The sequence below is a fragment of the Flexivirga sp. genome, assembly GCF_035551235.1.
Lineage (GTDB): Bacteria > Actinomycetota > Actinomycetes > Actinomycetales > Dermatophilaceae > Flexivirga.
Window position 1 is genome coordinate 107,065 of record NZ_DASZNO010000054.1, and the last position, 20,382, is coordinate 127,446.

Sequence of the window (20,382 nt, forward strand, 5' to 3'; positions counted from 1 at the left end):
GCCGGGCGGCAAGATATAACGCCACCATTGGCAATGAATGCCACCGCGCAATAAGTCTTCCTGTGCGCGCTGATTTCTTACGCGTTGTGTTAGCGTGGCTTTCGATCTTTACGAATCCCCTGGTAGGAGTAAACGTAATGGCTCAGCGCGTCCAGATTTTGCTCGAGGACGACCTCGACGGGTCCGAAGCGAGCGAGACCGTCAATTTCTCCCTTGACGGCAAGTCCTACGAGATCGACCTTTCCGCAGCGAATTCCGCGCAGCTGCGCGACGACTTCGCCAAATGGATCGGTCACGCGCGAGCGGTGCGCGGTCGCGGCGGTCGGGTCGCACCCGGCCGCACGACGACGGGTCGCACGGACCTCAACAAGGTGCGCGAGTGGGGCCGCAAGAACGGCTTCAAGGTCAGCGACCGTGGTCGGGTGTCCGCCGAGGTGCAGGAAGCCTACGCACGGGCCAACGGCTGACCTTGTCCGAACAGCCTCAATGACGCCGGTCGGCGCGCGATCCATGCGCGTCGGCCGGCGTCATTGTTGTGCCCGGGCTGCGACACAGGGCTGGTAGTTCAGCCGTTCGCGGCCATTCCATCGGCGAACAAGTCGCCGTACTGCTGCAGCCTTTCAACCACATCGTCGAACAATATTTGGCGCAGGCTGTCCGGTGTCCGTGCGCCCTTCTCGACTTCGTCCCAGGTGCGCGGTGCCGCGGCGGTGGGCCGCTCCTTGCCGCGCAGTGAATAGGGCGCGATCGTCGTCTTGGCAGCGGTGTTCTGCGACCAGTCGAGCAATACCTTTCCGGGGCGCTTGGATTTGGTCATCTTCCAGACCACGAGGTCGGGGTGCTCACGGGTGAGTTGTTGTGCCAGCTCGCGGGTCGCGTCCCGGATCGCCTCACTGCTCCGGCTGCTGTCGAGAGCGGCATACACCTGCATGCCCTTGCTGCCGGACGTCACCGGCACGCAACGGTCCAGCCCGATGTCGGCCAGCCGGTCTCGCACGATGAGCGCCAGTCGCGCGCACTCGGTGAGCCCGGCCGGTGCCCCGGGGTCGAGATCGATGACCAGCCGGTCCGGCGCCACCGGCCGGTCATCGACCAACCGCCACTGGGGCACGTGGAACTCCAGTGAGGCGAGGTTGACCAGGTAGACGAGCTCCGCGAGCTCGCCGATCACGGGATAGACGACCTCGTCCCCGGTGCCGCGCGAGCCGGACGACGGCAGCGCCACACGCGACAGCCACGACGGTGCGCCGGGCGGGAGATTCTTCTCGAAGAAGGACAGGTCGGAGACGCCGTGCGGCCAGCGGATCCGGGTGGCCGGCCGGTCCGAGAGCACTGCGAGGAGGGGCTGCGCGACCTGCGTGTAGTAGTGCAGGACCTCGCCCTTGGTGGTCTCCGTGCCGGGATAGAGCACCTTGTCCAGATTGCTCAGCTTCAGCTTCCGCCCACCGACGTCGGCGGTGATCTGCCCGTCACTCATCAGCGTTCGTCTCCGTCGCGATCAGGTCCTGCGGCTGCAGGTCGTGGCGGAGGCCGCGCCAGCTGGGCTGGCGCAATTGGCCGCCCTCGGAGATGCCGAGGAACTCCACGTCGGCGACCAGCTCCGGACGCACCCACCGGATGCCGCCACGGCCGGGTTCGACCGGTGGGCTCTCCTCGAAAGGTGAATGATCAGAACGCAGTTCGCGCAACCTCGACAGGAGACCCGCACCCCGCGTGCCCGCCAGCCCGGAGCCCACCCGGCCCCGGTAGAGCAGCGGCCCGTGCGGCGTCGGTGTGGCCAGGTAGACCGAGCCGAGCACGAGATCGTTGTCGCGCTCGGGCAGCCACCCGCAGATGACGAACGAGTCGGTGCGCCGATGGACGATCTTGCGCCAGTCGGCACTGCGCCGACCCGGTCGGTATGGCGAGTCGACCCTCTTCGAGACCACGCCCTCCAGACCTTCGGCGGCGGTGGCCTCGGCCAGTTGCGCGCCGTCGGTGAACGTCGGGGGCACCTGCACACACCGCGTCGCCAGCTCCAGCCCGGCGAGCAGCTGGCGCCGCTGTCGCAACGGCATCGCCAGGGTGGGGCGGTCCATCGCTTGCAGCACGTCGAAGACCAGGAACGTGGCCGGCGCGGCCGCGGCGAGGCGTGCAGCCATCGCCGCGTCGGACACGTTGAAGCGCTCGGCGAGGGCCGCGAACGACGGCACACCGTCGGCCAGGATCACCACCTCGCCGTCGAGGAGCAGGTCGTCATACCCCTGCAGTCCGGCCTGTGGCCGGAGCAACTCGGGGAACGCCACGGAGATGTCGCGCTCGGTGCGGGAGGTCAGCCGCACCGACGAGCCGGACACGTGGGCCAGGACCCGCATGCCGTCCCACTTGACCTCGTGCAGCCAGTCGTCGCCCTCGGGCACGGTGTCCGCGGGGGTCGCGAGCATGGGGCGCATGAGCTCAATCTTGCCCTGAACTTGCCCTGAACCCGAGCGCAACAGGAGACGCACCGCTTGCTGCCTGTCACACCGACACAGCACAATCGATGAATGCGGGCAATTTGGAAGGGCGCTGTCTCCTTCGGGCTGGTCAATGTGCCGGTGCGGCTCTACTCCGCGACCGAGAACCACGACGTGCAGTTCCGGCAGGTGCACCGGGAGGACGGCGGTCGCATCAAGTACCAGCGCGTGTGCTCGATCGACGGCGAGCAGGTCTCGTATGACGACATCGCCAAGGGCTTCGAGACCGAGGACGGCCAGATGGTCGTGCTGACCGACGAGGACCTGGCGCAGCTGCCGGTGAGCAGCAGCAAGGAGATCGCGGTCGACAAGTTCGTCCCGAGCTCACAGATCGACGCGATGCTGCTGGACAAGAGCTACTTCCTGGAGCCCGACAAGGGATCGGTCAAGCCCTACGTCCTCTTGCGCGACGCCCTGCGATCGACAGACCGGGTCGCGCTGGTGACGGTGTCGATCCGCACCCGCTCGACGGTCGCGTTGTTGCGAGTTCGCGAGGACGTCATCGTGCTGCAGACGATGTTGTGGCCCGATGAGATCCGCAGCGCCGACTTCGGCGTGCTGGACGATGCGAACGACGTCGAACCCAAGTCGGCGGAGCTGGCGATGGCCGGGATGCTCGTCGACTCGCTGTCCGGCGACTACGACCCGGACGACTACAGCGACGACTACGAGGACGCCGTCAAGGAGGTCGTGCGCGCCAAGCTCGAGGGCAATGAGGTGACCGCCGTGCCCGAGGAGGAGGACGAGGGCGGCGAGGTGCTCGACCTGCTGGCCGCGTTGCAGCAGAGCGTCAACCGCGCCAAGAAGTCCCGGGGTGAGCCGGTCGAGGAGCCCGACGATCAGGAGTCGAAGGCCACCTCGAAGTCGACCGCGAAGGCCGAGTCGGGCTCGACGAAGAAGGAGCCGGCGAAGAAGGCGGCCGCCAAGAAGACCGCGTCCTCCAAACCCGCCAAGAAGGCGTCATCGAAGAAGACGGCAGCAAATAAGACCTCGACGAAGTCCGCGACGAAGAAGACGGCGAAGACCGCCAAGAAACAGGCCAAGAAGGCCGGCTGAGCGACCGGTCGCTACTGGGCGCGCTCGCGCCGGCGGAGCCGCCGGCTCTCCGGCACGTCCTCGCTCGCGGTGCGCTCGGTGCTCGCGGTGTGTGCGGCGTGGGCGCCCTGCGCCGCGTGCGACCCGTTGGAGGAAGGTCGCTGGGCGGGGTTGTCCGGGTCGCCGTAGTACTTCTCACCGGCGTAGGTGCCATAGGCGCCGTGGCCGTACTGCGTGTCGCCATACATGATGCGGTTGATCCGGCGGGTGTTGACCCGGTTGAGGACGCCACCGAGCACTCGGCCGCCGACGGCCTCGAGGTTGTGCCTGGCGCGCTGGACGTGCTCGACGCGCGTGTCGGAGGCCGCGACCACGACGACCGCACCGTCGGCGCTCGCCGACAACAGCGCGGCGTCGGTCACCGGCAGCAGCGGCGGTGCGTCCAGGATCACCCGGTAGGTGTCGGTCAGCGACTCGATGAGCTGTTTCATCCGCTGCGAGCCGAGCAACTCGCTCGGGTTGGGCGGGATCTGCCCGGCGGTCAGCACGAACAGGCCCGGCTTGTCGGTCGGCTGGAGCGCATCCTCGACCGAGGTGGTTCCGGCCAGCACCTGGGTCAGCCCGACCGAGGAGTCGAGGTCGTAGATGCCGGCGACGGCGGGGCGGCGCAGGTCGGCGTCGATGAGGATGACCTTGTCGCCGGAATCGGCGATCACCCAGGCGAGCGCGGCGGAGACGGTCGACTTGCCCTCGCTCATCCGGGCGCTGGTGATGACGATGCTGCGCGGGTCGTGGTCGACGTCGACGAAGCGCAGGTTGGTGCGCAGCTGGCGCAGCGCCTCGCGGGTCGCGAAGTCCTGCTTGCCGTGCAGCGACCGGTCGGCGGCCTGGAGCTGCCGGGTCGCGGGTATGACGCCGAGCACGCTGGCACCGAGGTTCTCCTCGACGTCGTCGGTGGTGCGGACGCGGGTGTCACGGCGGTGCTGGATGAGCGCGAGCAGGTAGCCGATGATCAGGCCGGCCAGCAGGCCGATCGGCAGGATCTTGGTCGGTTTCGGGTAGGACGGCGCGCTGGGCAGGACCGCGCTGGAGGTGTTCTTGATGGCGACGCCGGTGCCCGGGTCGGCCTTCTGGACGTAGGTGGTCAGCACGTCGACGACGGAGTTGGCGATCGCCTTGGCGCGGCCGGGGTTGTCGGCGGTGACGCTGACGGTGATGATCGGCTTGTCCTGCGGGACGGTCGCGGAGATCTGGGTGGCCAGCTGGTCCTTGGTCAGGGACAGCTTCTGCGCCTTGATGACCTCGCCGGTGACCTGCCGGGACGTCGCCAGGTCGGCCCAGACCGCGGCCCGCTGCTGCGCCACCAGACCGCTGCTGTATGCCGCACCACTGGAGGTGGAGCCACTACCGGAACTGCTCGGCGCGGCGACGAGGGCCTGAGCGGACGCGGTGTATTGCTTCGTCCGGGTCCAGGTGTATGCCGCGGCAAGAGCCAGTCCGATGCACGCGCATGCCGCAAGCATGATCCAGTAGCGGCGCGTGAGCTTCCACAGGTCTTCCAGTGTCAACGTCTGTCTCCATGACGAGAGAAATGTGCCGGCGCCCGGGTCGAGGATCGAGACCACGAATCAGCGTCCGGCGTTCGGGAGACAGTCTGCGTCCCCCGAGATTGCACAGAACGGCGAGAGTATATCGGAGGAGGTTCGCCGGCCTCCGACGTGCGACCATGATGGCCGGCCGTCCGCCATACTCCGCCATACTCCGCCGCTAGTCCGCCATACTCCGCCGCTAGTCCGCCACACTGCGCCATCCAAAGGAGCCGTCCGTCCATGCCGCACCTGCTGTTCGTCTGCACCGGCAACATCTGTCGCTCGCCCTTCGCCGAACGCTACGCACGGAACGTGGCCGAGCGCTCCGAGATCGTCGGGTGGACGTTCGCCAGCGCCGGCGCCGGAGCGCTGGTCGGCTCGTCGATGGAACGCACGATGGCGGCGGAACTCCAGGCGCTCGGCGGTGACCCGTCCGGGTTTCGTGCCCAGTCGCTGAGCCGGGAGATCATCGAATCGGCCGATCTGATCGTGGCGATGGAGACCTTCCACCGCTCGGTGGTGCTGGACGACTTCCCGGGCCTGGTGCGCCGCACCTTCACGCTGGGCCAGCTGGCCCGCATCGCCCGGGACTACCCGCCGGAGGTGCACGGCAGCGAGCTGCTGTCGCAGATCGGTGCCTTCCGCCAGCGCGCGCGGGACGAGGACGACGTCCCCGACCCCTATCGCAGGGGCCCCGAGCTCGCCCACGAGGTGGCCGGCCGGATCAGTGGGTTGCTCGACGAGCTGGTGCCCCGACTCGGGGACTGATTCGGGGACTGACTCGGGACTGGGGTCAGCCGACCTGCTGGAGCACGCTGTGCTGCAGCAGGTCCCGGATCGCATCGCGCACCAGATCCGCGGCCTGCGGGTGATCGCCGTGCTCGGCGACGCACAGCTCGGTCAGTCGCGTGATGGACTCCGACGCGGCCGCGTGGATCCACAACGTCGCGCCCAGGCCGCTGAGCCGCGCCGGCCGGCTGCCGACCAGCACGACGATCTCGTCCTCGATGCCCACGGCGTCCACGTATGGCGCCCGTATGACGCAGGTCGTGTCCGGCAGATCCGGCACCTCGTCACTCGCGGCCGACGTCTGGTCGCTGTCCGTCGGCTGCGTGGGCTCCGTCGGCTCGGGGGTGGGGCGGCTCGACCGGTCGTCGGCGGGTTCGAAGGCGACCACCCGGGTCGGGTCCGGCGTGCGGGACCGAAGGGCGTCGCGCAGCAGGGTCGCGGTCTCCTCGACCTCGCGATAGCGCAGCCGCCATACACCTCCGGCGCGCTGCAGTGCACCGGCCAGCGTCTGCAGCGGACGGCGCATCGCCGGGAGCGCGGACGTCTGCGGGATCAGCTCGAGCAGGCCGTCCATGAGCGGGACGCGCTCCAGCGCCGGTGCGGCGCCGGGTTCGGCCTCCGCGTCGCGGTCGCGTTCCAGCAACGCGAAGAGCGCGGCGTGTGGCTGCGCCGGGCAGGGCTGCAGGTCCAGCTCGTCCGGCCCGTGCTGCGACTTGTGCTGCGGTGAGTCGCCGTCGATCACGACCGACAGCGGCTTGGGGTAGGGGAGCACGTCATCGTCGGCGCCGATCGACACCGTCTCGTCGCTGACGTAACCGAACTCCGTGGAGCACAACCGGTGGGCGGCGGTGGTCTTGCCCGTGCCCGATGCGGCGACCAGCACTGCGACCTGCCCGGTTCCGCGGTCCGCGACGCCCGCAGCGTGCAGCATCAGCCGGGACCCGGCTGCCTGGGTGATGCCGGCCATCGTGAGCGAGCTGGCCAGGGCGTAGTCGCGCCGGTCGCTGTCGTCGTGCGACCCGTAAGGGACGTCCCCGACGGTCGCGGCGTCGGCCGGCGCCATACAGCGGGCCCATTGGTCGCGGATCCGGCCGGCGTCGTCCGCGGAAGGTATGTCGACCGCGAAGACCGAGCCCAGCACTTCGATATGTACGGCCGTCATGCCCGGATGCTATCGACCTCGTGATGCCGGGTTTTGTTCGCTCTGCGCGAACAACTGGCCACAGGGGCCATCGGTGGAACATGCTGGCGACCGCTGGCGTTGTCCGCACCAAGACCTGCCGCAGCTTCGCTGACCGCCCAGTGGTCAACACGGGCGAAATCAGCTGCTGCAGTTAGCATCGATGGTAGCGAGAGCTACCCGAGGAGTTAGAGATGTTCGAACGGTTCACCGACCGCGCGCGGCGAGTTGTGGTGCTCGCTCAGGAAGAAGCGCGCATGCTCAACCACAACTACATCGGCACCGAACACATTCTGCTCGGGCTGATCCACGAGGGCGAGGGTGTGGCCGCGAAGGCGCTGGAGAGCCTCGGCATCTCCCTGGACGCGGTGCGCGAGCAGGTCCAGGAGATCATCGGCCCCAGCCAGCAGACCCAGTCCGGGCACATTCCCTTCACCCCGCGCGCCAAGAAGGTTCTCGAGCTGTCCCTGCGCGAGGGCCTGCAGCTCGGCCACAGCTACATCGGCACCGAGCACATCCTGCTCGGCCTGATCCGCGAGGGCGAGGGTGTCGCCGCGCAGGTCCTGGTCAAGATGGGCGCCGACCTGTCCCGAGTCCGCCAGCAGGTCATCCAGCTGGTGTCGGGTTACCAGGGCAAGGAGCCGCAGGGCGCCGGTGTCGGCCAGCCGGGCCAGGAGAGCGGCACCCCTGCCGGCTCGCTCGTGCTCGACCAGTTCGGCCGCAACCTGACGCAGGCGGCGCGCGAGGGCAAGCTCGACCCGGTCATCGGCCGGGACAAGGAGATCGAGCGCGTCATGCAGGTGCTGTCGCGCCGGACCAAGAACAACCCGGTGCTCATCGGTGAGCCCGGCGTCGGCAAGACCGCCGTCGTCGAGGGCCTCGCCCAGGATGTCGTGCGCGGTGACGTGCCCGAGACCCTGAAGGACAAGCAGCTCTACACGCTCGACCTCGGCTCACTGGTCGCGGGCAGCCGCTACCGCGGTGACTTCGAAGAACGACTTCGCAAGGTGCTCAAGGAGATTCGCACCCGCGGCGACATCATCCTGTTCATCGACGAGATCCACACCCTGGTCGGCGCAGGTGCCGCGGAGGGCGCGATCGACGCTGCCTCGATCCTCAAGCCGATGCTGGCTCGTGGCGAGTTGCAGACGATCGGTGCGACGACGCTCGACGAATACCGCAAGCACATCGAGAAGGACGCCGCGCTCGAGCGCCGGTTCCAGCCGATCCAGGTCATGGAGCCGACGATCCCGCACGCGATCGAGATCCTGAAGGGGCTGCGCGACCGCTACGAAGCGCACCACCGGGTCACCATCACCGACGCAGCGCTGGTGGGCGCGGTCAACATGGCCGACCGCTACATCAACGACCGGCACCTGCCGGACAAGGCGATCGACCTGATCGACGAGGCGGGCGCCCGGTTGCGCATCCGCCGGATGACCGCTCCGCCAGACCTGCGCGAGTATGACGAGAAGATCGCCCACGTCCGCCGGGAGAAGGAATCGGCGATCGACGGTCAGGACTTCGAGAAGGCCGCGTCCCTGCGCGACGACGAGAAGAAGCTGATCCAGGCCAAGGAGCACCGCGAGAAGGAGTGGAAGGCCGGCGACATCGACGTCGTCGCGGAGGTCGACGAGGAGTTGATCGCCGAGGTCCTGGCGGCTTCGACGGGCATCCCGGTCTTCAAGCTGACCGAGGAGGAGTCCAGCCGCCTGCTGCGGATGGAGGAAGAGCTGCACAAGCGCGTCATCGGCAACGACGACGCCATCAAGGGTCTGTCGCAGGCCATCCGGCGTACCCGCGCCGGCCTGAAGGACCCGCGTCGTCCCGGCGGCTCGTTCATCTTCGCCGGTCCGACCGGTGTCGGTAAGACCGAGCTGGCCAAGTCGCTCGCCGAGTTCCTCTTCGGCGACGAAGACGCCCTGATCACGCTCGACATGTCGGAGTTCTCCGAGAAGCACACTGTTTCAAGGCTTTTCGGTTCGCCTCCCGGCTACGTCGGTTACGAGGAGGGTGGCCAGCTGACCGAGAAGGTGCGGCGCAAGCCGTTCTCGGTGGTGCTCTTCGACGAGGTCGAGAAGGCACACCCGGACATCTTCAACTCGCTGCTGCAGATCCTGGAGGACGGTCGCCTGACCGACAGCCAGGGCCGGGTGGTCGACTTCAAGAACACCGTGATCATCATGACCACCAACCTCGGCACGCGTGACATCTCCAAGGGCGTCTCGCTCGGCTTCGCGTCGGGCAACGACAGCTCGACCGGCTACGAGAAGATGAAGGCCAAGGTCCAGGACGAGCTCAAGCAGCACTTCCGGCCCGAGTTCCTCAACCGTGTCGACGACACGATCGTCTTCCCGCAGCTGACGCAGGAGGAGATCGTCCAGATCGTCGACCTGCGGGTCGCGGACCTGGACGAGCGTCTCAAGGACAAGGACATGGCGATCGAGCTCACGCCCGCCGCCAAGAAGGTCCTCGCCGAGCGCGGCTACGACCCGGCACTGGGTGCCCGACCGCTGCGTCGCGCCATCCAGCGCGAGGTCGAGGACGTGCTGTCCGAGAAGATCCTCTACGGCGAGATCGGTGCCGGCGAGATCGTGCTGGTCGACATCGAGGGCGAGGGCAAGGACGCGAAGTTCACCTTCACCGGCAGCCCGAAGCCGCAGGCTCCGGACTCGCTGAACGTCGAGACCGCCGGCAGCGGCGGCGTCGACCTCGGCAAGGAGTGACGGTCACGCCACAGGGTGTATGACGCAAAGGGGTCGGGCGAGTTTCGCCCGGCCCCTTCGTCATACCCGCTTCGCCCAGGGCCGGCCGGGTGCACAAGCGGCAACGGTTGCTGGGTGGGTGGGCGATACGGCCGATTTGCGTGCGCAAGTGGCAACGGTCGCGGGTTCGGGACGGTCTGCTTGCACACGCCGGTGGGCCCTGCGGAAAGATGGGTCCATGACGCTGAAAGATCCCGCACTGCACCTCCGGCCGGCCCAGGCGACGGACGTGCGCGGGATCCGAGAGCTGACCAAGCCGTATGTCGAATCCCGAGCGATCGTGCCCAAGCCCGCGGTCGCCTACTACGAGGGCGTGCAGGAGTTCCTCGTCGTCGAACGCGAGGACCGGCTCGTCGGGTGTGGGGCGTTGCACGTCATGTGGGAGAACGTCGCCGAGGTCCGTACGCTGGCCGTCGCAGCGGACGAGAAGGGCCTGGGCATCGGCAGCACCTTGCTGGACGCGCTGCTCGACCGGGCGCGTGAGCTCGCCGTGAGCCGGGTCTTCTGCCTGACCTTCGAGGTGGGTTTCTTCTCGGCACACGGGTTTTCGGAGATCGACGGCGATCCGGTCGAGCCGGCGGTCTATGCCGAGATGTTGCAGTCGTATGACGAGGGTGTCGCGGAGTTCCTCGACCTCGACCGGGTGAAGCCCAACACCCTCGGCAACACCCGGATGCTGCTGACGTTCTGAGGGGACCCGCTCACACCGGGCGGCTGATGCCCTCGGGCGCGATGCTCCTCGCCTCGTGCAGATCCACCCGCCGGGCGCCGCAGTCGGCGCACCGCACGTAGAGCACGACGCCGAGCGAGGTGGGATGTCGTGACTCGGTGACCCACGCGTGTTCCGTTGCGAGTGCTGCGGTTTCGAGGATCTGAGCTTGGTGTCTGGGCGTCATACCAACAGCGTGATGTAATGGCCTTATGCAACTCAACCCTTACGGTGAGTATGCCGTGCTCTTGGCCGCATCGCTCGCGAACGACTGGCCGGAAGATCGCGCCGGGATCGATGCGCGCACGCGGGAGTTCGGGATGACGATGGCATTCCCGGAAGCACCGGGTGATCACACCGAGACCCGAAGGGTCATCGATCAGTGGCTCGCGGTGGTCGATGCGCAGGATCCGGATGAGCGTGCCCGGCTGCTCAATGTGCTGATGAAACGCGCCACGGCATACCCGCGGCTGGTCGACCACGACAACGAGGGATGGCACCTGCACTACCGCGACGAGGACCAGACGATGCCGCACGTGCTGCGTGCGGTCATCAGCGTCGGGACGGCGCTGCACCTGACGACGCGTGGCATGCACCGGCTCGGGCGCTGTGCCGCGAGCCTGACGCCGGGAGATCCGTGCGCGAACGTCGTCGTCGACGTCACCCGCAACGGGCGGCAGCGCTACTGCTCGGTGCGCTGCGCCAATCGCGACGCGGTGCGCCGGCACCGGGCTCGCGCCGTATGACGCGACTCCTCACCGGAGCGGAGCACGCATCACCGGGGCATGTCGTGCTTCGAATCCGGCACTCTCGTACATCCGACGGCCGGCCTCGGTGGCCATCAGCTCGGCGCGGCCGACGCCCTGGGTGCGGGCCCAGGCCATGACGGCGTCGAAGGCGGCGCGACCGTGCCCGCGACCGCGATGCGCCGGCGCCGTGCAGACGTTGCTGACCAGGACGTCGCCGCCGTCGGGTGAGGTCGGCGACGGCGCGGCGTCGCGCACGCAACCCATCGCACTTGCGACCACCCGTTCGTCGGCGGTGACGACGAAGATCCCGTAGGACGGATCGCCCAACCGGCTCTCGAACCACGCGTGGGCGTTCGCGCGCCACAGGGGATCGTCGGTCGCCATACCCATCGAGCGGAACATCTCCGCCCGTAGCCCGACGAGAGCAGCCTCGTCTCCCGCGCGTGCCCTGCGTACTTCGATCCTGGTCATGAGGTCGAAGGTATGACGCACTTCGCTCCGGCCGCGGCTTTCGGCGCGTGCAACATCGCTCGACAGTCGCTCCGCGCCCGGCCGGCGCCTTTGCGCACATCCATACCTGCTCCATTTCTGACTCACTGGGCTAGCGTTTCAAGGGTGAGCGATTCCATGGACGGCCAGATCGACGTCGACGTCCCGCCGAGCGGCGCGGGCTGCCAGGACTGCGATGCGGCCGGCGGCTGGTGGGTGCACCTGCGCCGCTGCGCCGCCTGCGGACATGTCGGATGCTGCGATTCGTCACCGGGCCAGCACGCGACCAAGCATGCGACCGACACCGGTCACCGGATCGTGCAGAGTTTCGAGCCCGGTGAGGACTGGTTCTACGACTACGTGTCGCAGCAGATGGTGGCCGGACCGTCTCTTGCCGAGCCGACCAGCCACCCCGCCGATCAAGGTGCTCCGGCGCCACGGGATCGGGTGCCGGCCAACTGGATGGAGCTCATCCACCGCTGACCGACCCACCGCTGACCGACCCACCGCCGCCCCCTCGTCGACACCACCACCGCCCGACCACCGCTGACCGACCCACCGCCGCCCCTCGCCGACACACCACACCACAAATGCCGACAGGACACGCAATTGCCGAGAGGACCGGCAAATCAGGGGCAATTCGGGGCGAATTTGGTGTCCTCTCGGTGTTTGCGTGTCCTCTCGGCGAAGAGAGGCCTGGGTCTGAGTCTGGGTCTGGGTCCGGGCTCAGCGGCTGGCGTGGTAGATGCGGCGTACGACGTCCTCGATGTCCGGCTCCTCGATGGACAGGTCGCGCAGCTGCGCGTGTTCACCGACGGCGACGAGAACTGCTGCGGCAGTGGTCATTTCCGAGTCGAAGGCCAACCGCTGGCGGGCTCCGGCGACCTCGCTGCCCAGGTGTGTCGTGTGCGGTATGCCGGTCAGGTCCGGCGTCGCGTCGGCGAAATCCAGCACGAGGGTGCGCTCCGCGCCGGCCCGCCGCGCGAGCCCGTCGAGGCTGCCGTCATACACCGCCCGGCCGTGGTCGACGACCAGCACGCGCTCGCAGAGCCGCTCGATGTCGCCCATGTCGTGGGTGGTGAGCAGCAGGGTGGTCCCGTGCTCGCGGCGCTCGGTGATGAGGAACTCGCGCAGTCGTTGCTTGGACAGCACGTCGAGGCCGATCGTCGGCTCGTCGAGGATGACCAGGCGTGGCCGGTGCAGCAGAGCGGCGGCGACCTCGGCGCGCATCCGCTGGCCGAGGGAGAGTTGACGCACCGGTGTCGCGAGGAACTCCTGCAGTTCGAGCTGCTCGATGAGTTCGTTGGTCCGGGCGCGGGCGTCGGCGCCCGGCAGCCGGTGGATCGCGGCGAGGATCTCGAACGACTCGCGCACCGGCAGGTCCCACCACAGCTGCGAGCGCTGCCCGAAGACGACACCGACCTGCGCCGCGAGGCGCTTGCGCTCCTTGTGCGGGTCGATGCCGCAGGTGCGCACCGTGCCGCTGGTGGGGACCAGGATCCCGACCAGCATCTTGATCGTGGTCGACTTGCCGGCACCGTTCGCGCCGATGTAGCCGACCGACTCGCCGGGCCGCACCGTCAGCCGCAACTCGTCGACCGCTCGCAGCGTATGGCGGTGCAGCGCGTCGCGGCCCTTGCCGCGACGCGTGAACTCCCTTGTCAACCCGTCCGTTTCGATGATCAGGCCGTCAGTCATGTCAGCCGCCCCCTCCTTGGTAGTGCCGGACACCGAAGCGCCACATGATCAATGCGAAGCCCCACATCCACGCCGCGGCGATCGGCGTGCACCACGCGAGCCAGTTCGGCATACCCGCCGGCCCGGGCAGGTCGAGCAGGCGCAGTGCCGGGACGTATGCCGCCAGCGCCATGGGGAAGACGAAGCCGAAGAGCGCCTTGAGCGGCAGCGACCACACCGCGGCGGGCTGCGTCGACGCGTAGCGTCCGCCGTACACGAAGGCGTTGGTGAACTCGGCGCCCTGGATCAGGAAGAACTGCATGCCGGCGGCCCAGATGTACATCGCGGAGAATATCGCGATCGCGCAGACGATCGTCAGGACCAGCAACCCGATGTGCGCCACGGACCAGTGGATGTCGTTGATCGACAGCCCGATCACCAATGATGCGAGGCCGATTGCGGCGCGGGTCAGGCGACGTAGCGAGATGTCGCTGGTCATCAGTTGCAGCAGGAGTGGTTGCGGTCGCAGGTAGAAGACGTCCAGGGTGCCCTCCCGGATGTACTTCGGCAGCGTGTCGCAGTGGCCGACGAACATGTCCGCGATCGAGTAGGACATGTCGGCCAGCCCGAAGACCAGCAGGACCTGCTTGAAGTCCATGCCGCCGAGCACGGTCACCTGATGGAAGAGCAGCCAGACCTCGGCCAGCTCGATCGCGCCGACCAGACCCGAGCTGACCAGATCGATGATGAAGTTGCTGCGGTAACTGCGCTGCGAGCGCATCCGGGATGCGAGGACCGCGCGGTAACCGTCGAATCTGCCTGGCAGAGAAGCTGTATCGAGGACTCGGGGTCCCCGCGAAGTATCGGGGGAGCGAAGCGGAGGAGAACTTCGTGGGGTGATTCTCATCCGCCTTGCACCTCCAGCTTGCGTTGTCCGGCAGTGGTGAGCAGGTGGCCGACGAGCAGCGTTCCGGCCAACCAGGCGAACTGCACGCACACCAGCCCGTATGCCGCGCCGCCGGTGGTGCGCCCGGTCAGGATGTCGATCGGATACATCATCATCGACGGGCACGGGGTGGCCTCGGCGATCGCCAGCAGCCAGTCGGGGAAGAGCGCGATCGGCACGAACAGCCCCGCGAAGAAGCCGGAGAGAACCATGTAGAGGATCTGGATACCGCGCGTCTCGATCAGCCAGAACCCGGCAACGGCAACGAGATACACGGTCGAGAAGGAGATCGTGATCCCGACGACAAGGCTCACCGCGCCGAGCACGTAGGACGCGGGGGAGCTGGGCATCGTCATACCGACGACCAGGGCGCCGATGGCGACGCTCGGCACTCCGCGGGGGACCAGGGCGAAGACCGCCTTGCCGACTTCCGTTGCGATCGTTGCCAGTTGGACGTTGACCGGTCGCAGGAAGTCGATGGCGACGTCGCCGTTCTTGATCCGGTCCGAGAAGTCGAGGCGGCCGTGCAGGTTGACCGAGCCGAGCAGGCCCTGGGACACCCAGATGTAGGCGCTCATGCTGCCGACGTCATACCCCTGGACCGTGCCGCCCGCGGCACGCACAGTGGCGAAGAGCATCGCGACCTTCAGGAAGCCGAAGGTCAGGTTCGCGACGAGGCCGCCGAACATCGCCAGGCGGTAGGCGGCCTGCTCGCGGAAGCCGGCTGTGAAGAGGCGGCCATAGGGATAGATCGCAGCCGCACGCACAAACGCGAGAACTTACCGAAGTTGGGTCGCCATGGCAACCCCCTGAGGTCAGGCCTTCGCAGTCAGGCCCAACAGGTCGAGCGCTTCGGCGAGCGATGCCTCGGGGGTCTGGTGCGCGTGCACGACGACGCCGTCCTCGTCGTCCTGCAGCGGCTCGAGCGCCGAGAGCTGGGAGGGCAGCAGCGACGGCGGCATGTAGTGACCGGTGCGCTTGGCGAGCCGCTCCTCGAGCACCTGCTGCGGGACGTCGAGGTAGACGAAACGCACGTTGTCGCGACCCTCGCGGAGCAGGTCCCGGTAGGTCCGTTTCAGGGCGGAGCAGGTGACGACGGCGCTGCGGCCGTCGCGCTCGTGCTCGTCGATCCAGGTGCCGATCGCGCGCAGCCACGGCCAGCGGTCCTCGTCGGTGAGTGGCACGCCCGAGGCCATCTTGCTGACGTTGGCCTGCGAGTGGAAGTCGTCGCCCTCGGCATACAGCCATCCCATGGCCTCGGCGATGCCTTCGCCGAGGGTGGTCTTCCCGGAGCCGGAAACCCCCATCACGATGAGGAACTGGGCGTGGCTGGCAGCATCAGTCATGGCGACACTCTAACCAGCCACGGTCAGGCCGGCAGACGGAAGCGTTCCCGTGGCAGCGCCTCGACGAGCCCGTCCTCGATGAGCGAGGAGAGGCAGCGGTCGCGCTGGCCGGGGTCGTGCCAGACGATGTCCAGGTCGGCACGCGGCACCGGGCCGGTCGCACCACGCAGCACCGCGAGCAGCTTGCCGCGGACCTGTCGATCGGTGCCGTGCCACTTCTGGACCTTCCTGCGTGGCCCGTCGTGCTCCGGGCGGCCGGCGAGCACCCACGCGCAACCATCGACCACGGGGCACTTCCCGCAGTCCGGACTCGCCGCCTTGCAGACCAGCGCACCCAGCTCCATGACGGCGACGTTCCACCGGGCGGCGTCCTCGTCGGCCACCGGCAACAGGCTCTCGGCGAGCCGGGTCTCCGCGGCGCTCAGGCTCGGTGCCGGGTGTTCGGCGCCGGTCACCAGGCGGGCCTCGACCCGGCGCACGTTGACGTCCACGACCGTCGCGCGGATGCCGAATGCGAACGCCCCCACGGCCGCCGCGGTGTAGCTGCCAATGCCCGGAAGTGCCTGCAACTGCTGCACATTCGCCGGTATGACGCCGTCGTGCCCCTCAGTGATCGCGGTCGCCGCAGCGTGCAGGCGCAGCGCCCGGCGCGGGTAGCCGAGCCGGCCCCACTCGCGGACCGCATCGCCGGGGGAGGCCGCGGCCAGCGCGGCCGGCGTCGGCCAGAGCTGCATCCAGCAGCGCCATACCGGCTCCACCCGGGCGACCGGAGTCTGCTGCAGCATCACCTCGGAGACGAGCACCGCCCACGGCCGGTCGACCTCCGGCCACGGCCACTGCTCGGCCGGCACGCGCCAGGGCAGGTCGCGGGCGGTTGCGTCATACCAGCGCAGGATCGTGTCGTGCAGGGCCTCGACGTCGCTCATGGAAATTTCGTGGGGTCTCATGCGGGGTCCTCGCGAAGTATTCGGGGGAGCGAATTGGAGGAGAAACGTCGTGGGGTGCTTCAGACGTAGCGCTCGAGGATGCTGCTCTCCGCCAGGCGGGACAGGCCCTCGCGCACGGCACGGGCCCGGCTCTCGCCGACACCCTCGACCGCCATCAGGTCGTCGAAGTCCGCGGCGAGCAGCTTCTGCAGCGTGCCGAAATGATCGACGAGCCGGTCGACGATGGCACCGGGCAGCCGCGGAACCTTGGTCAGCAGGCGGTAGCCGCGCGGGCTGACGGACAGGTCGAGCATGTCGCCGATCACCGAGAAGCCCGCGGCGCGAGCACCGGCCGACAGGTCGAGCAGCTCGGTGGAGCTCATCTCCCCGAGCCGGGTGATGGCGTCCTCGACGCTCATGTCGGAGCGGTTGGAGTCGACGTAGTCGCGCACCACCAGCTCGCGGTCGTCGCTCAGCCCGCCGACGAGCTCGTCCAGCTGCAGCGAGATCAGCCGGCCGTCGGTGCCGAGTTCGACGACGTATTCGCTGATCTCCTCGCTGATCCGGCGCACCATCTCCAGTCGCTGCAGCACGCTCGCGACGTCGCGCACGGTGACCAGGTCCTCGATCTCCAGTGCCGACAGCGTGCCGGTCACCTCATCGAGGCGCGACTTGTAACGCTCGAGGGTCTGCAGCGCCTGGTTGGCGCGGGACATGATCGCGTTGGAGCCCTCGATGACGTGGCGCACGCCCCCGACATACAGGGCGATGATGTGCATGGACTGGCTGACCGACACGACCGGGAAGCTGGTCTGCTTGGCGACGCGCTCCGCGGTGCGGTGCCGGGTGCCGGATTCCTTGGTCTCGATGCTCGGGTCGGGCATCAGCTGGGTGCCGGCCCGCAGGATCCGGGACACGTCGCTGTTGACGACGATCGCGCCGTCCATCTTGGCCAGCTCGCGCAGCCGGGTCGCGGTGAACTCGATGTCGATGGGGAAGCCGCCGGAGGACATGTCCTCGATGACGGCGTCGTGGCCGATGACGATCAGTGCGCCGGTGCGCCCACGCAGGATCCGCTCGAGCGCGTCGCGCAGATCGGTGCCGGGCGCAACGGCCGCGAGGGTCTCGCGGAGGATGACTTCGGGGGAGCGACTCACTCCGTCAGTGTAGGTGCGTGCGGGCGTCCGGGACGGCCACCACGCATGGGTCGTGCCTGTCCGATCGCTATGTGTCCGAGCGGCCGCGATCAGTTCGTCACGCTTTCCGTCGCCCCTCTTCCGTCGGCTGCGCGCCTCGCTCGTGCCTCGCTCGTGTGCTCGCCTCGGTCGGCGCTCAGGCTTTCGGTCGCGCCTCTTCCCTCGGCTGCGCGCCTCTGCGCTCGGCTGCGTGCCTCGCTCGTGTGCTCGCCTCCGTTCACCGGCATGGCGATGGCGCGCGTCGCCGCGTGCACGTCGCGAACCTCGATCACCCGCATCCCGGCCGGGGCGGTCTCGGTGCCCATCGACCCGGCCGGCACGATCGCCCGCTTGAAGCCGATGCGGGCCGCCTCGGCGAGCCGGCGCGGCACGCCACCGACGCCACGCACGTCGCCGGCCAGGCCGACCTCGCCGACCGCGAGGGTTCCCAAGGGCATCGGGCAGCCGTCCTTGGCCGAAGCCAGGGCGAGCGCGATCGCCAGGTCCGCGGCCGGCTCGGAGAGTTTGGCCCCACCGACCGTCGAGACGTAGCAGTCGTCGTCGCGCAGTCGCACGCCCGCACGGCGGTCGAGCACGGCCAGGATCATGGCGGTGCGAGCGTTGTCGACGCCGTTGGTGGTGCGCCGCGCCGAGCCGCCGTTGCCGGGCACGAGCAGGGCCTGCACCTCGGTGACCAGCGGCCGTCGGCCTTCCAGGGTGACGGTCACGCAGGTGCCGGCGACCGGCTCCTTCATGTGGGACAGGAAGAGTCCGCTGGGGTCGGGCAGGCCGGTGATGCCCAGCTCGGTCAGATCGAAGCAGCCGACCTCGTCGGTCGGGCCGAAGCGGTTCTTGGCGGCACGGACCAGCCGGAGGCGCGAGTGTCGCTCGCCCTCGAACTGGACGACGACGTCGACCAGGTGCTCGAGCACCCGTGGTCCGGCGATCGAGCCGTCCTTGGTGACGTGCCCGACCAGCAGCGTGCCGATGCCCTGCCGCTTGGCGACCTGGATGATCGCGGCCGCGACCTCGCGCACCTGGCTGACGTTGCCCGGTGCGCCGTCGACCTCGGCCGAGGCGATGGTCTGCACCGAGTCGATGATCAGCAGGTCGGGCTGCAGCTTGTCGATCTGGGCCAGCACGGTGCCCAGATCGGTCTCACTGGCGAGGTAGAGGTCGCGCGCCATGGCTTCGATGCGCTCGCCGCGCAGCCGCACCTGGGCCGCCGACTCCTCGCCGCTGACGTAGAGGACGGTCTGGCCGTCGCGCGCCGCGCGCGCCGCGACGTCGAGCAGCAGGGTGGACTTGCCGATGCCCGGCTCGCCGGCGACCAGCACGACTCCGCCGGTCACCAGGCCACCGCCGAGGACCCGGTCGAACTCGCCGACACCGGTCGCGCGGTGCTGGGCGCGGGACGCGTCGACCTCGCCGATCGGCAGCGCGGGTCGCTCGATGGTCGCCGCCGGTGCGGTGCGGACCTGCTGCTGCCCGACCTCGGCCACCGTGCCCCACGCCTGGCACTCGCCGCAGCGGCCGACCCACTTGATCGCCTGCCACCCGCACTCCGTGCAGCGGTAGGTCGGGGCCGGTGCCTTCTTGCGTGTGCTGCTCGCCATACGCCGGACTCTAGAGGCGGCTGCCGACACCCCTCTCAAGGTGTGCGGGTAGCTTAGCCTCGCCTAACCCCCGACGAAGGATGTTCATGTCACTCGCCAACACCCTGGTCCTCGGCCTCATCGCCGGCGCGACCATCCTGCTCGGCATGCCGCTGGGTCGCCTGCGTGCGCCGGCCGTAAGCACTCGAACGCTGCTCAACGCCATCGCGGTCGGCGTGCTGCTCTTCCTGTTCTGGGACGTGTCGTCCGGTGCCTGGGAGCCGATCGATGCCGCCCTGTCCGACGTGCACGCCGGCAAGGGTGGGGTCGGCTCGGCGATCGGCTACGGCGTGCTCTTCGCGGGTGGTCTCACGGTGGGCCTGCTCGCGCTGGTGGGCTACGAGAAGTGGATGCTGCGCAAGGCTCGTGCTGCGCACGCCCTGCAGCCGATGCAGCTGGCGACGCTGATCGCGGTCGGCATCGGACTGCACAACTTCGCGGAGGGCCTGGCGATCGGGCAGGCCGCTGCCACCGGCGAGATCGCGATGGCCACCCTGCTGGTGGTCGGTTTCGCGCTGCACAACGCGACCGAGGGCTTCGGCATCACGGCGCCGCTGGCCGCCGATGTCGACGACGCCGGTCAGCGCCGGCTGCCGACATGGGGGCGGCTGCTGTTGCTCGCGCTGATCGGTGGCGGGCCGACGTTCGTCGGCACCTGGGTCGGGCACAGCTTCACCAGCGATGCGGTGAGCGTCATCTTCCTCACCCTCGCCGCCGGTTCGATCCTGTATGTCGTCATGCAGCTCATCGGTGTCGCGGCCCGCACCCGGCGCACGGACCTGCTCGCCTACGGCGTGCTGATCGGGCTTGCCGCCGGCTTCCTCACCGACGCGATCGTCTCCGCCGGCGGGGCGTGA

21 protein-coding genes are annotated in these 20,382 nt (G+C 68.7%); 8 read left to right on the forward strand and 13 right to left on the reverse strand.

Features of this window, described 5'->3' with window-relative positions:
* Positions 1 to 137: 137 nt before the first annotated feature.
* A complete protein-coding gene (locus VG502_RS21620; protein WP_325552416.1) occupies positions 138 to 467 on the forward strand; it encodes a histone-like nucleoid-structuring protein Lsr2 in 330 nt (109 codons plus the stop codon).
* Between the two features lie 98 nt (positions 468 to 565).
* Here VG502_RS21620 and ligD (VG502_RS21625) read toward each other — a convergent pair whose 3' ends face one another.
* Both ligD (VG502_RS21625) and ligD (VG502_RS21630) read right to left on the reverse strand, forming a co-directional pair.
* Positions 566 to 1,477, reverse strand: coding sequence for a non-homologous end-joining DNA ligase (gene ligD, locus VG502_RS21625; protein ID WP_325552417.1), 912 nt, complete (start codon positions 1,475 to 1,477; stop codon positions 566 to 568).
* A complete protein-coding gene (gene ligD, locus VG502_RS21630) occupies positions 1,470 to 2,432 on the reverse strand; it encodes a non-homologous end-joining DNA ligase (RefSeq protein WP_325552418.1) in 963 nt (320 codons plus the stop codon). The genes ligD (VG502_RS21625) and ligD (VG502_RS21630) overlap by 8 nt, the downstream gene beginning before the upstream one ends.
* A 93-nt stretch (positions 2,433 to 2,525) precedes the next feature.
* Between ligD (VG502_RS21630) and ku the strand changes: the two genes are divergently transcribed.
* Positions 2,526 to 3,551 carry a non-homologous end joining protein Ku gene (ku, locus tag VG502_RS21635; RefSeq protein ID WP_325552419.1) on the forward strand — a complete coding sequence of 342 codons (1,026 nt, stop codon included), beginning with the start codon at positions 2,526 to 2,528 and terminating at the stop codon, positions 3,549 to 3,551.
* An 11-nt stretch (positions 3,552 to 3,562) separates the two neighbouring features.
* Here the strand turns inward: ku and VG502_RS21640 are convergent, their stop codons facing one another.
* On the reverse strand, positions 3,563 to 5,098 hold the full coding sequence (locus tag VG502_RS21640; RefSeq protein ID WP_325552420.1) for a tyrosine-protein kinase domain-containing protein: 1,536 nt from the start codon (positions 5,096 to 5,098) through the stop codon (positions 3,563 to 3,565).
* A gap of 261 nt (positions 5,099 to 5,359) precedes the next feature.
* Here VG502_RS21640 and VG502_RS21645 point away from each other — a divergent pair, with 261 nt between their 5' ends.
* Positions 5,360 to 5,887: an arsenate reductase/protein-tyrosine-phosphatase family protein gene (locus tag VG502_RS21645; protein ID WP_325552422.1), complete on the forward strand. Its 528-nt coding sequence runs from the start codon at positions 5,360 to 5,362 to the stop codon at positions 5,885 to 5,887.
* A gap of 25 nt (positions 5,888 to 5,912) precedes the next feature.
* Here VG502_RS21645 and VG502_RS21650 read toward each other — a convergent pair whose 3' ends face one another.
* Positions 5,913 to 7,070: a hypothetical protein gene (locus VG502_RS21650; RefSeq protein WP_325552423.1), complete on the reverse strand. Its 1,158-nt coding sequence runs from the start codon at positions 7,068 to 7,070 to the stop codon at positions 5,913 to 5,915.
* Between the two features lie 212 nt (positions 7,071 to 7,282).
* On the opposite strand from VG502_RS21650, the gene VG502_RS21655 reads away from it, so the two are divergent.
* Complete coding sequence (locus VG502_RS21655; protein WP_325552425.1) at positions 7,283 to 9,814, forward strand: ATP-dependent Clp protease ATP-binding subunit; 2,532 nt, start codon at positions 7,283 to 7,285, stop codon at positions 9,812 to 9,814.
* A 217-nt stretch (positions 9,815 to 10,031) separates the two neighbouring features.
* A complete protein-coding gene (locus VG502_RS21660) occupies positions 10,032 to 10,544 on the forward strand; it encodes an amino-acid N-acetyltransferase (protein ID WP_325552427.1) in 513 nt (170 codons plus the stop codon).
* A gap of 10 nt (positions 10,545 to 10,554) precedes the next feature.
* On the opposite strand, the gene VG502_RS21665 is transcribed toward VG502_RS21660, so the two are convergent.
* Entirely contained in the window at positions 10,555 to 10,749 is a 195-nt protein-coding gene (locus VG502_RS21665; RefSeq protein ID WP_325552428.1) for a hypothetical protein, read from the reverse strand.
* Between the two features lie 25 nt (positions 10,750 to 10,774).
* Between VG502_RS21665 and VG502_RS21670 the strand changes: the two genes are divergently transcribed.
* Complete coding sequence (locus VG502_RS21670) at positions 10,775 to 11,308, forward strand: CGNR zinc finger domain-containing protein (protein WP_325552430.1); 534 nt, start codon at positions 10,775 to 10,777, stop codon at positions 11,306 to 11,308.
* A gap of 9 nt (positions 11,309 to 11,317) precedes the next feature.
* On the opposite strand, the gene VG502_RS21675 is transcribed toward VG502_RS21670, so the two are convergent.
* A complete protein-coding gene (locus tag VG502_RS21675) occupies positions 11,318 to 11,782 on the reverse strand; it encodes a GNAT family N-acetyltransferase (RefSeq protein WP_325552431.1) in 465 nt (154 codons plus the stop codon).
* 156 nt (positions 11,783 to 11,938) lie between these two features.
* On the opposite strand from VG502_RS21675, the gene VG502_RS21680 reads away from it, so the two are divergent.
* On the forward strand, positions 11,939 to 12,283 hold the full coding sequence (locus VG502_RS21680) for a UBP-type zinc finger domain-containing protein (RefSeq protein ID WP_325552468.1): 345 nt from the start codon (positions 11,939 to 11,941) through the stop codon (positions 12,281 to 12,283).
* 243 nt (positions 12,284 to 12,526) lie between these two features.
* Here VG502_RS21680 and VG502_RS21685 read toward each other — a convergent pair whose 3' ends face one another.
* From VG502_RS21685 to radA, 7 genes are all read right to left on the reverse strand, one after another.
* Entirely contained in the window at positions 12,527 to 13,498 is a 972-nt protein-coding gene (locus VG502_RS21685) for an ABC transporter ATP-binding protein (protein WP_325552433.1), read from the reverse strand.
* Between the two features lies 1 nt (position 13,499).
* Positions 13,500 to 14,258 carry an ABC transporter permease gene (locus VG502_RS21690; RefSeq protein ID WP_325552435.1) on the reverse strand — a complete coding sequence of 253 codons (759 nt, stop codon included), beginning with the start codon at positions 14,256 to 14,258 and terminating at the stop codon, positions 13,500 to 13,502.
* Between the two features lie 122 nt (positions 14,259 to 14,380).
* A complete protein-coding gene (locus tag VG502_RS21695) occupies positions 14,381 to 15,190 on the reverse strand; it encodes an ABC transporter permease (RefSeq protein ID WP_325552436.1) in 810 nt (269 codons plus the stop codon).
* A gap of 48 nt (positions 15,191 to 15,238) precedes the next feature.
* Entirely contained in the window at positions 15,239 to 15,769 is a 531-nt protein-coding gene (locus VG502_RS21700) for a gluconokinase (protein WP_325552438.1), read from the reverse strand.
* A gap of 23 nt (positions 15,770 to 15,792) precedes the next feature.
* Positions 15,793 to 16,695 carry an HhH-GPD family protein gene (locus tag VG502_RS21705; protein WP_325552439.1) on the reverse strand — a complete coding sequence of 301 codons (903 nt, stop codon included), beginning with the start codon at positions 16,693 to 16,695 and terminating at the stop codon, positions 15,793 to 15,795.
* An 80-nt stretch (positions 16,696 to 16,775) separates the two neighbouring features.
* Positions 16,776 to 17,852, reverse strand: coding sequence for a DNA integrity scanning diadenylate cyclase DisA (disA, locus tag VG502_RS21710; RefSeq protein WP_325552441.1), 1,077 nt, complete (start codon positions 17,850 to 17,852; stop codon positions 16,776 to 16,778).
* Between the two features lie 89 nt (positions 17,853 to 17,941).
* On the reverse strand, positions 17,942 to 19,486 hold the full coding sequence (gene radA / locus VG502_RS21715; protein ID WP_325552443.1) for a DNA repair protein RadA: 1,545 nt from the start codon (positions 19,484 to 19,486) through the stop codon (positions 17,942 to 17,944).
* 86 nt (positions 19,487 to 19,572) lie between these two features.
* Between radA and VG502_RS21720 the strand changes: the two genes are divergently transcribed.
* The gene (locus VG502_RS21720; protein ID WP_325552445.1) at positions 19,573 to 20,382 is read left to right on the forward strand and encodes a ZIP family metal transporter; all 810 of its coding nucleotides are present in this window, start codon (positions 19,573 to 19,575) and stop codon (positions 20,380 to 20,382) included.

What these genes read in the sequence shown, in the direction of transcription:
- VG502_RS21620 (WP_325552416.1), top strand. Translation starts at nt 138, where the DNA reads ATGGCTCAGCGCGTCCAGATTTTGCTCGAGGACGACCTCGACGGGTCC.
- ligD (WP_325552417.1), bottom strand. Translation starts at nt 1,477, where the DNA reads ATGAGTGACGGGCAGATCACCGCCGACGTCGGTGGGCGGAAGCTGAAG.
- ligD (WP_325552418.1), bottom strand. Translation starts at nt 2,432, where the DNA reads ATGCGCCCCATGCTCGCGACCCCCGCGGACACCGTGCCCGAGGGCGAC.
- ku (WP_325552419.1), top strand. Translation starts at nt 2,526, where the DNA reads ATGCGGGCAATTTGGAAGGGCGCTGTCTCCTTCGGGCTGGTCAATGTG.
- VG502_RS21645 (WP_325552422.1), top strand. Translation starts at nt 5,360, where the DNA reads ATGCCGCACCTGCTGTTCGTCTGCACCGGCAACATCTGTCGCTCGCCC.
- VG502_RS21650 (WP_325552423.1), bottom strand. Translation starts at nt 7,070, where the DNA reads ATGACGGCCGTACATATCGAAGTGCTGGGCTCGGTCTTCGCGGTCGAC.
- VG502_RS21655 (WP_325552425.1), top strand. Translation starts at nt 7,283, where the DNA reads ATGTTCGAACGGTTCACCGACCGCGCGCGGCGAGTTGTGGTGCTCGCT.
- VG502_RS21660 (WP_325552427.1), top strand. Translation starts at nt 10,032, where the DNA reads ATGACGCTGAAAGATCCCGCACTGCACCTCCGGCCGGCCCAGGCGACG.
- VG502_RS21665 (WP_325552428.1), bottom strand. Translation starts at nt 10,749, where the DNA reads ATGACGCCCAGACACCAAGCTCAGATCCTCGAAACCGCAGCACTCGCA.
- VG502_RS21670 (WP_325552430.1), top strand. Translation starts at nt 10,775, where the DNA reads ATGCAACTCAACCCTTACGGTGAGTATGCCGTGCTCTTGGCCGCATCG.
- VG502_RS21675 (WP_325552431.1), bottom strand. Translation starts at nt 11,782, where the DNA reads ATGACCAGGATCGAAGTACGCAGGGCACGCGCGGGAGACGAGGCTGCT.
- VG502_RS21680 (WP_325552468.1), top strand. Translation starts at nt 11,939, where the DNA reads ATGGACGGCCAGATCGACGTCGACGTCCCGCCGAGCGGCGCGGGCTGC.
- VG502_RS21685 (WP_325552433.1), bottom strand. Translation starts at nt 13,498, where the DNA reads ATGACTGACGGCCTGATCATCGAAACGGACGGGTTGACAAGGGAGTTC.
- VG502_RS21690 (WP_325552435.1), bottom strand. Translation starts at nt 14,258, where the DNA reads ATGCGCTCGCAGCGCAGTTACCGCAGCAACTTCATCATCGATCTGGTC.
- VG502_RS21700 (WP_325552438.1), bottom strand. Translation starts at nt 15,769, where the DNA reads ATGACTGATGCTGCCAGCCACGCCCAGTTCCTCATCGTGATGGGGGTT.
- VG502_RS21705 (WP_325552439.1), bottom strand. Translation starts at nt 16,695, where the DNA reads ATGAGCGACGTCGAGGCCCTGCACGACACGATCCTGCGCTGGTATGAC.
- radA (WP_325552443.1), bottom strand. Translation starts at nt 19,486, where the DNA reads ATGGCGAGCAGCACACGCAAGAAGGCACCGGCCCCGACCTACCGCTGC.
- VG502_RS21720 (WP_325552445.1), top strand. Translation starts at nt 19,573, where the DNA reads ATGTCACTCGCCAACACCCTGGTCCTCGGCCTCATCGCCGGCGCGACC.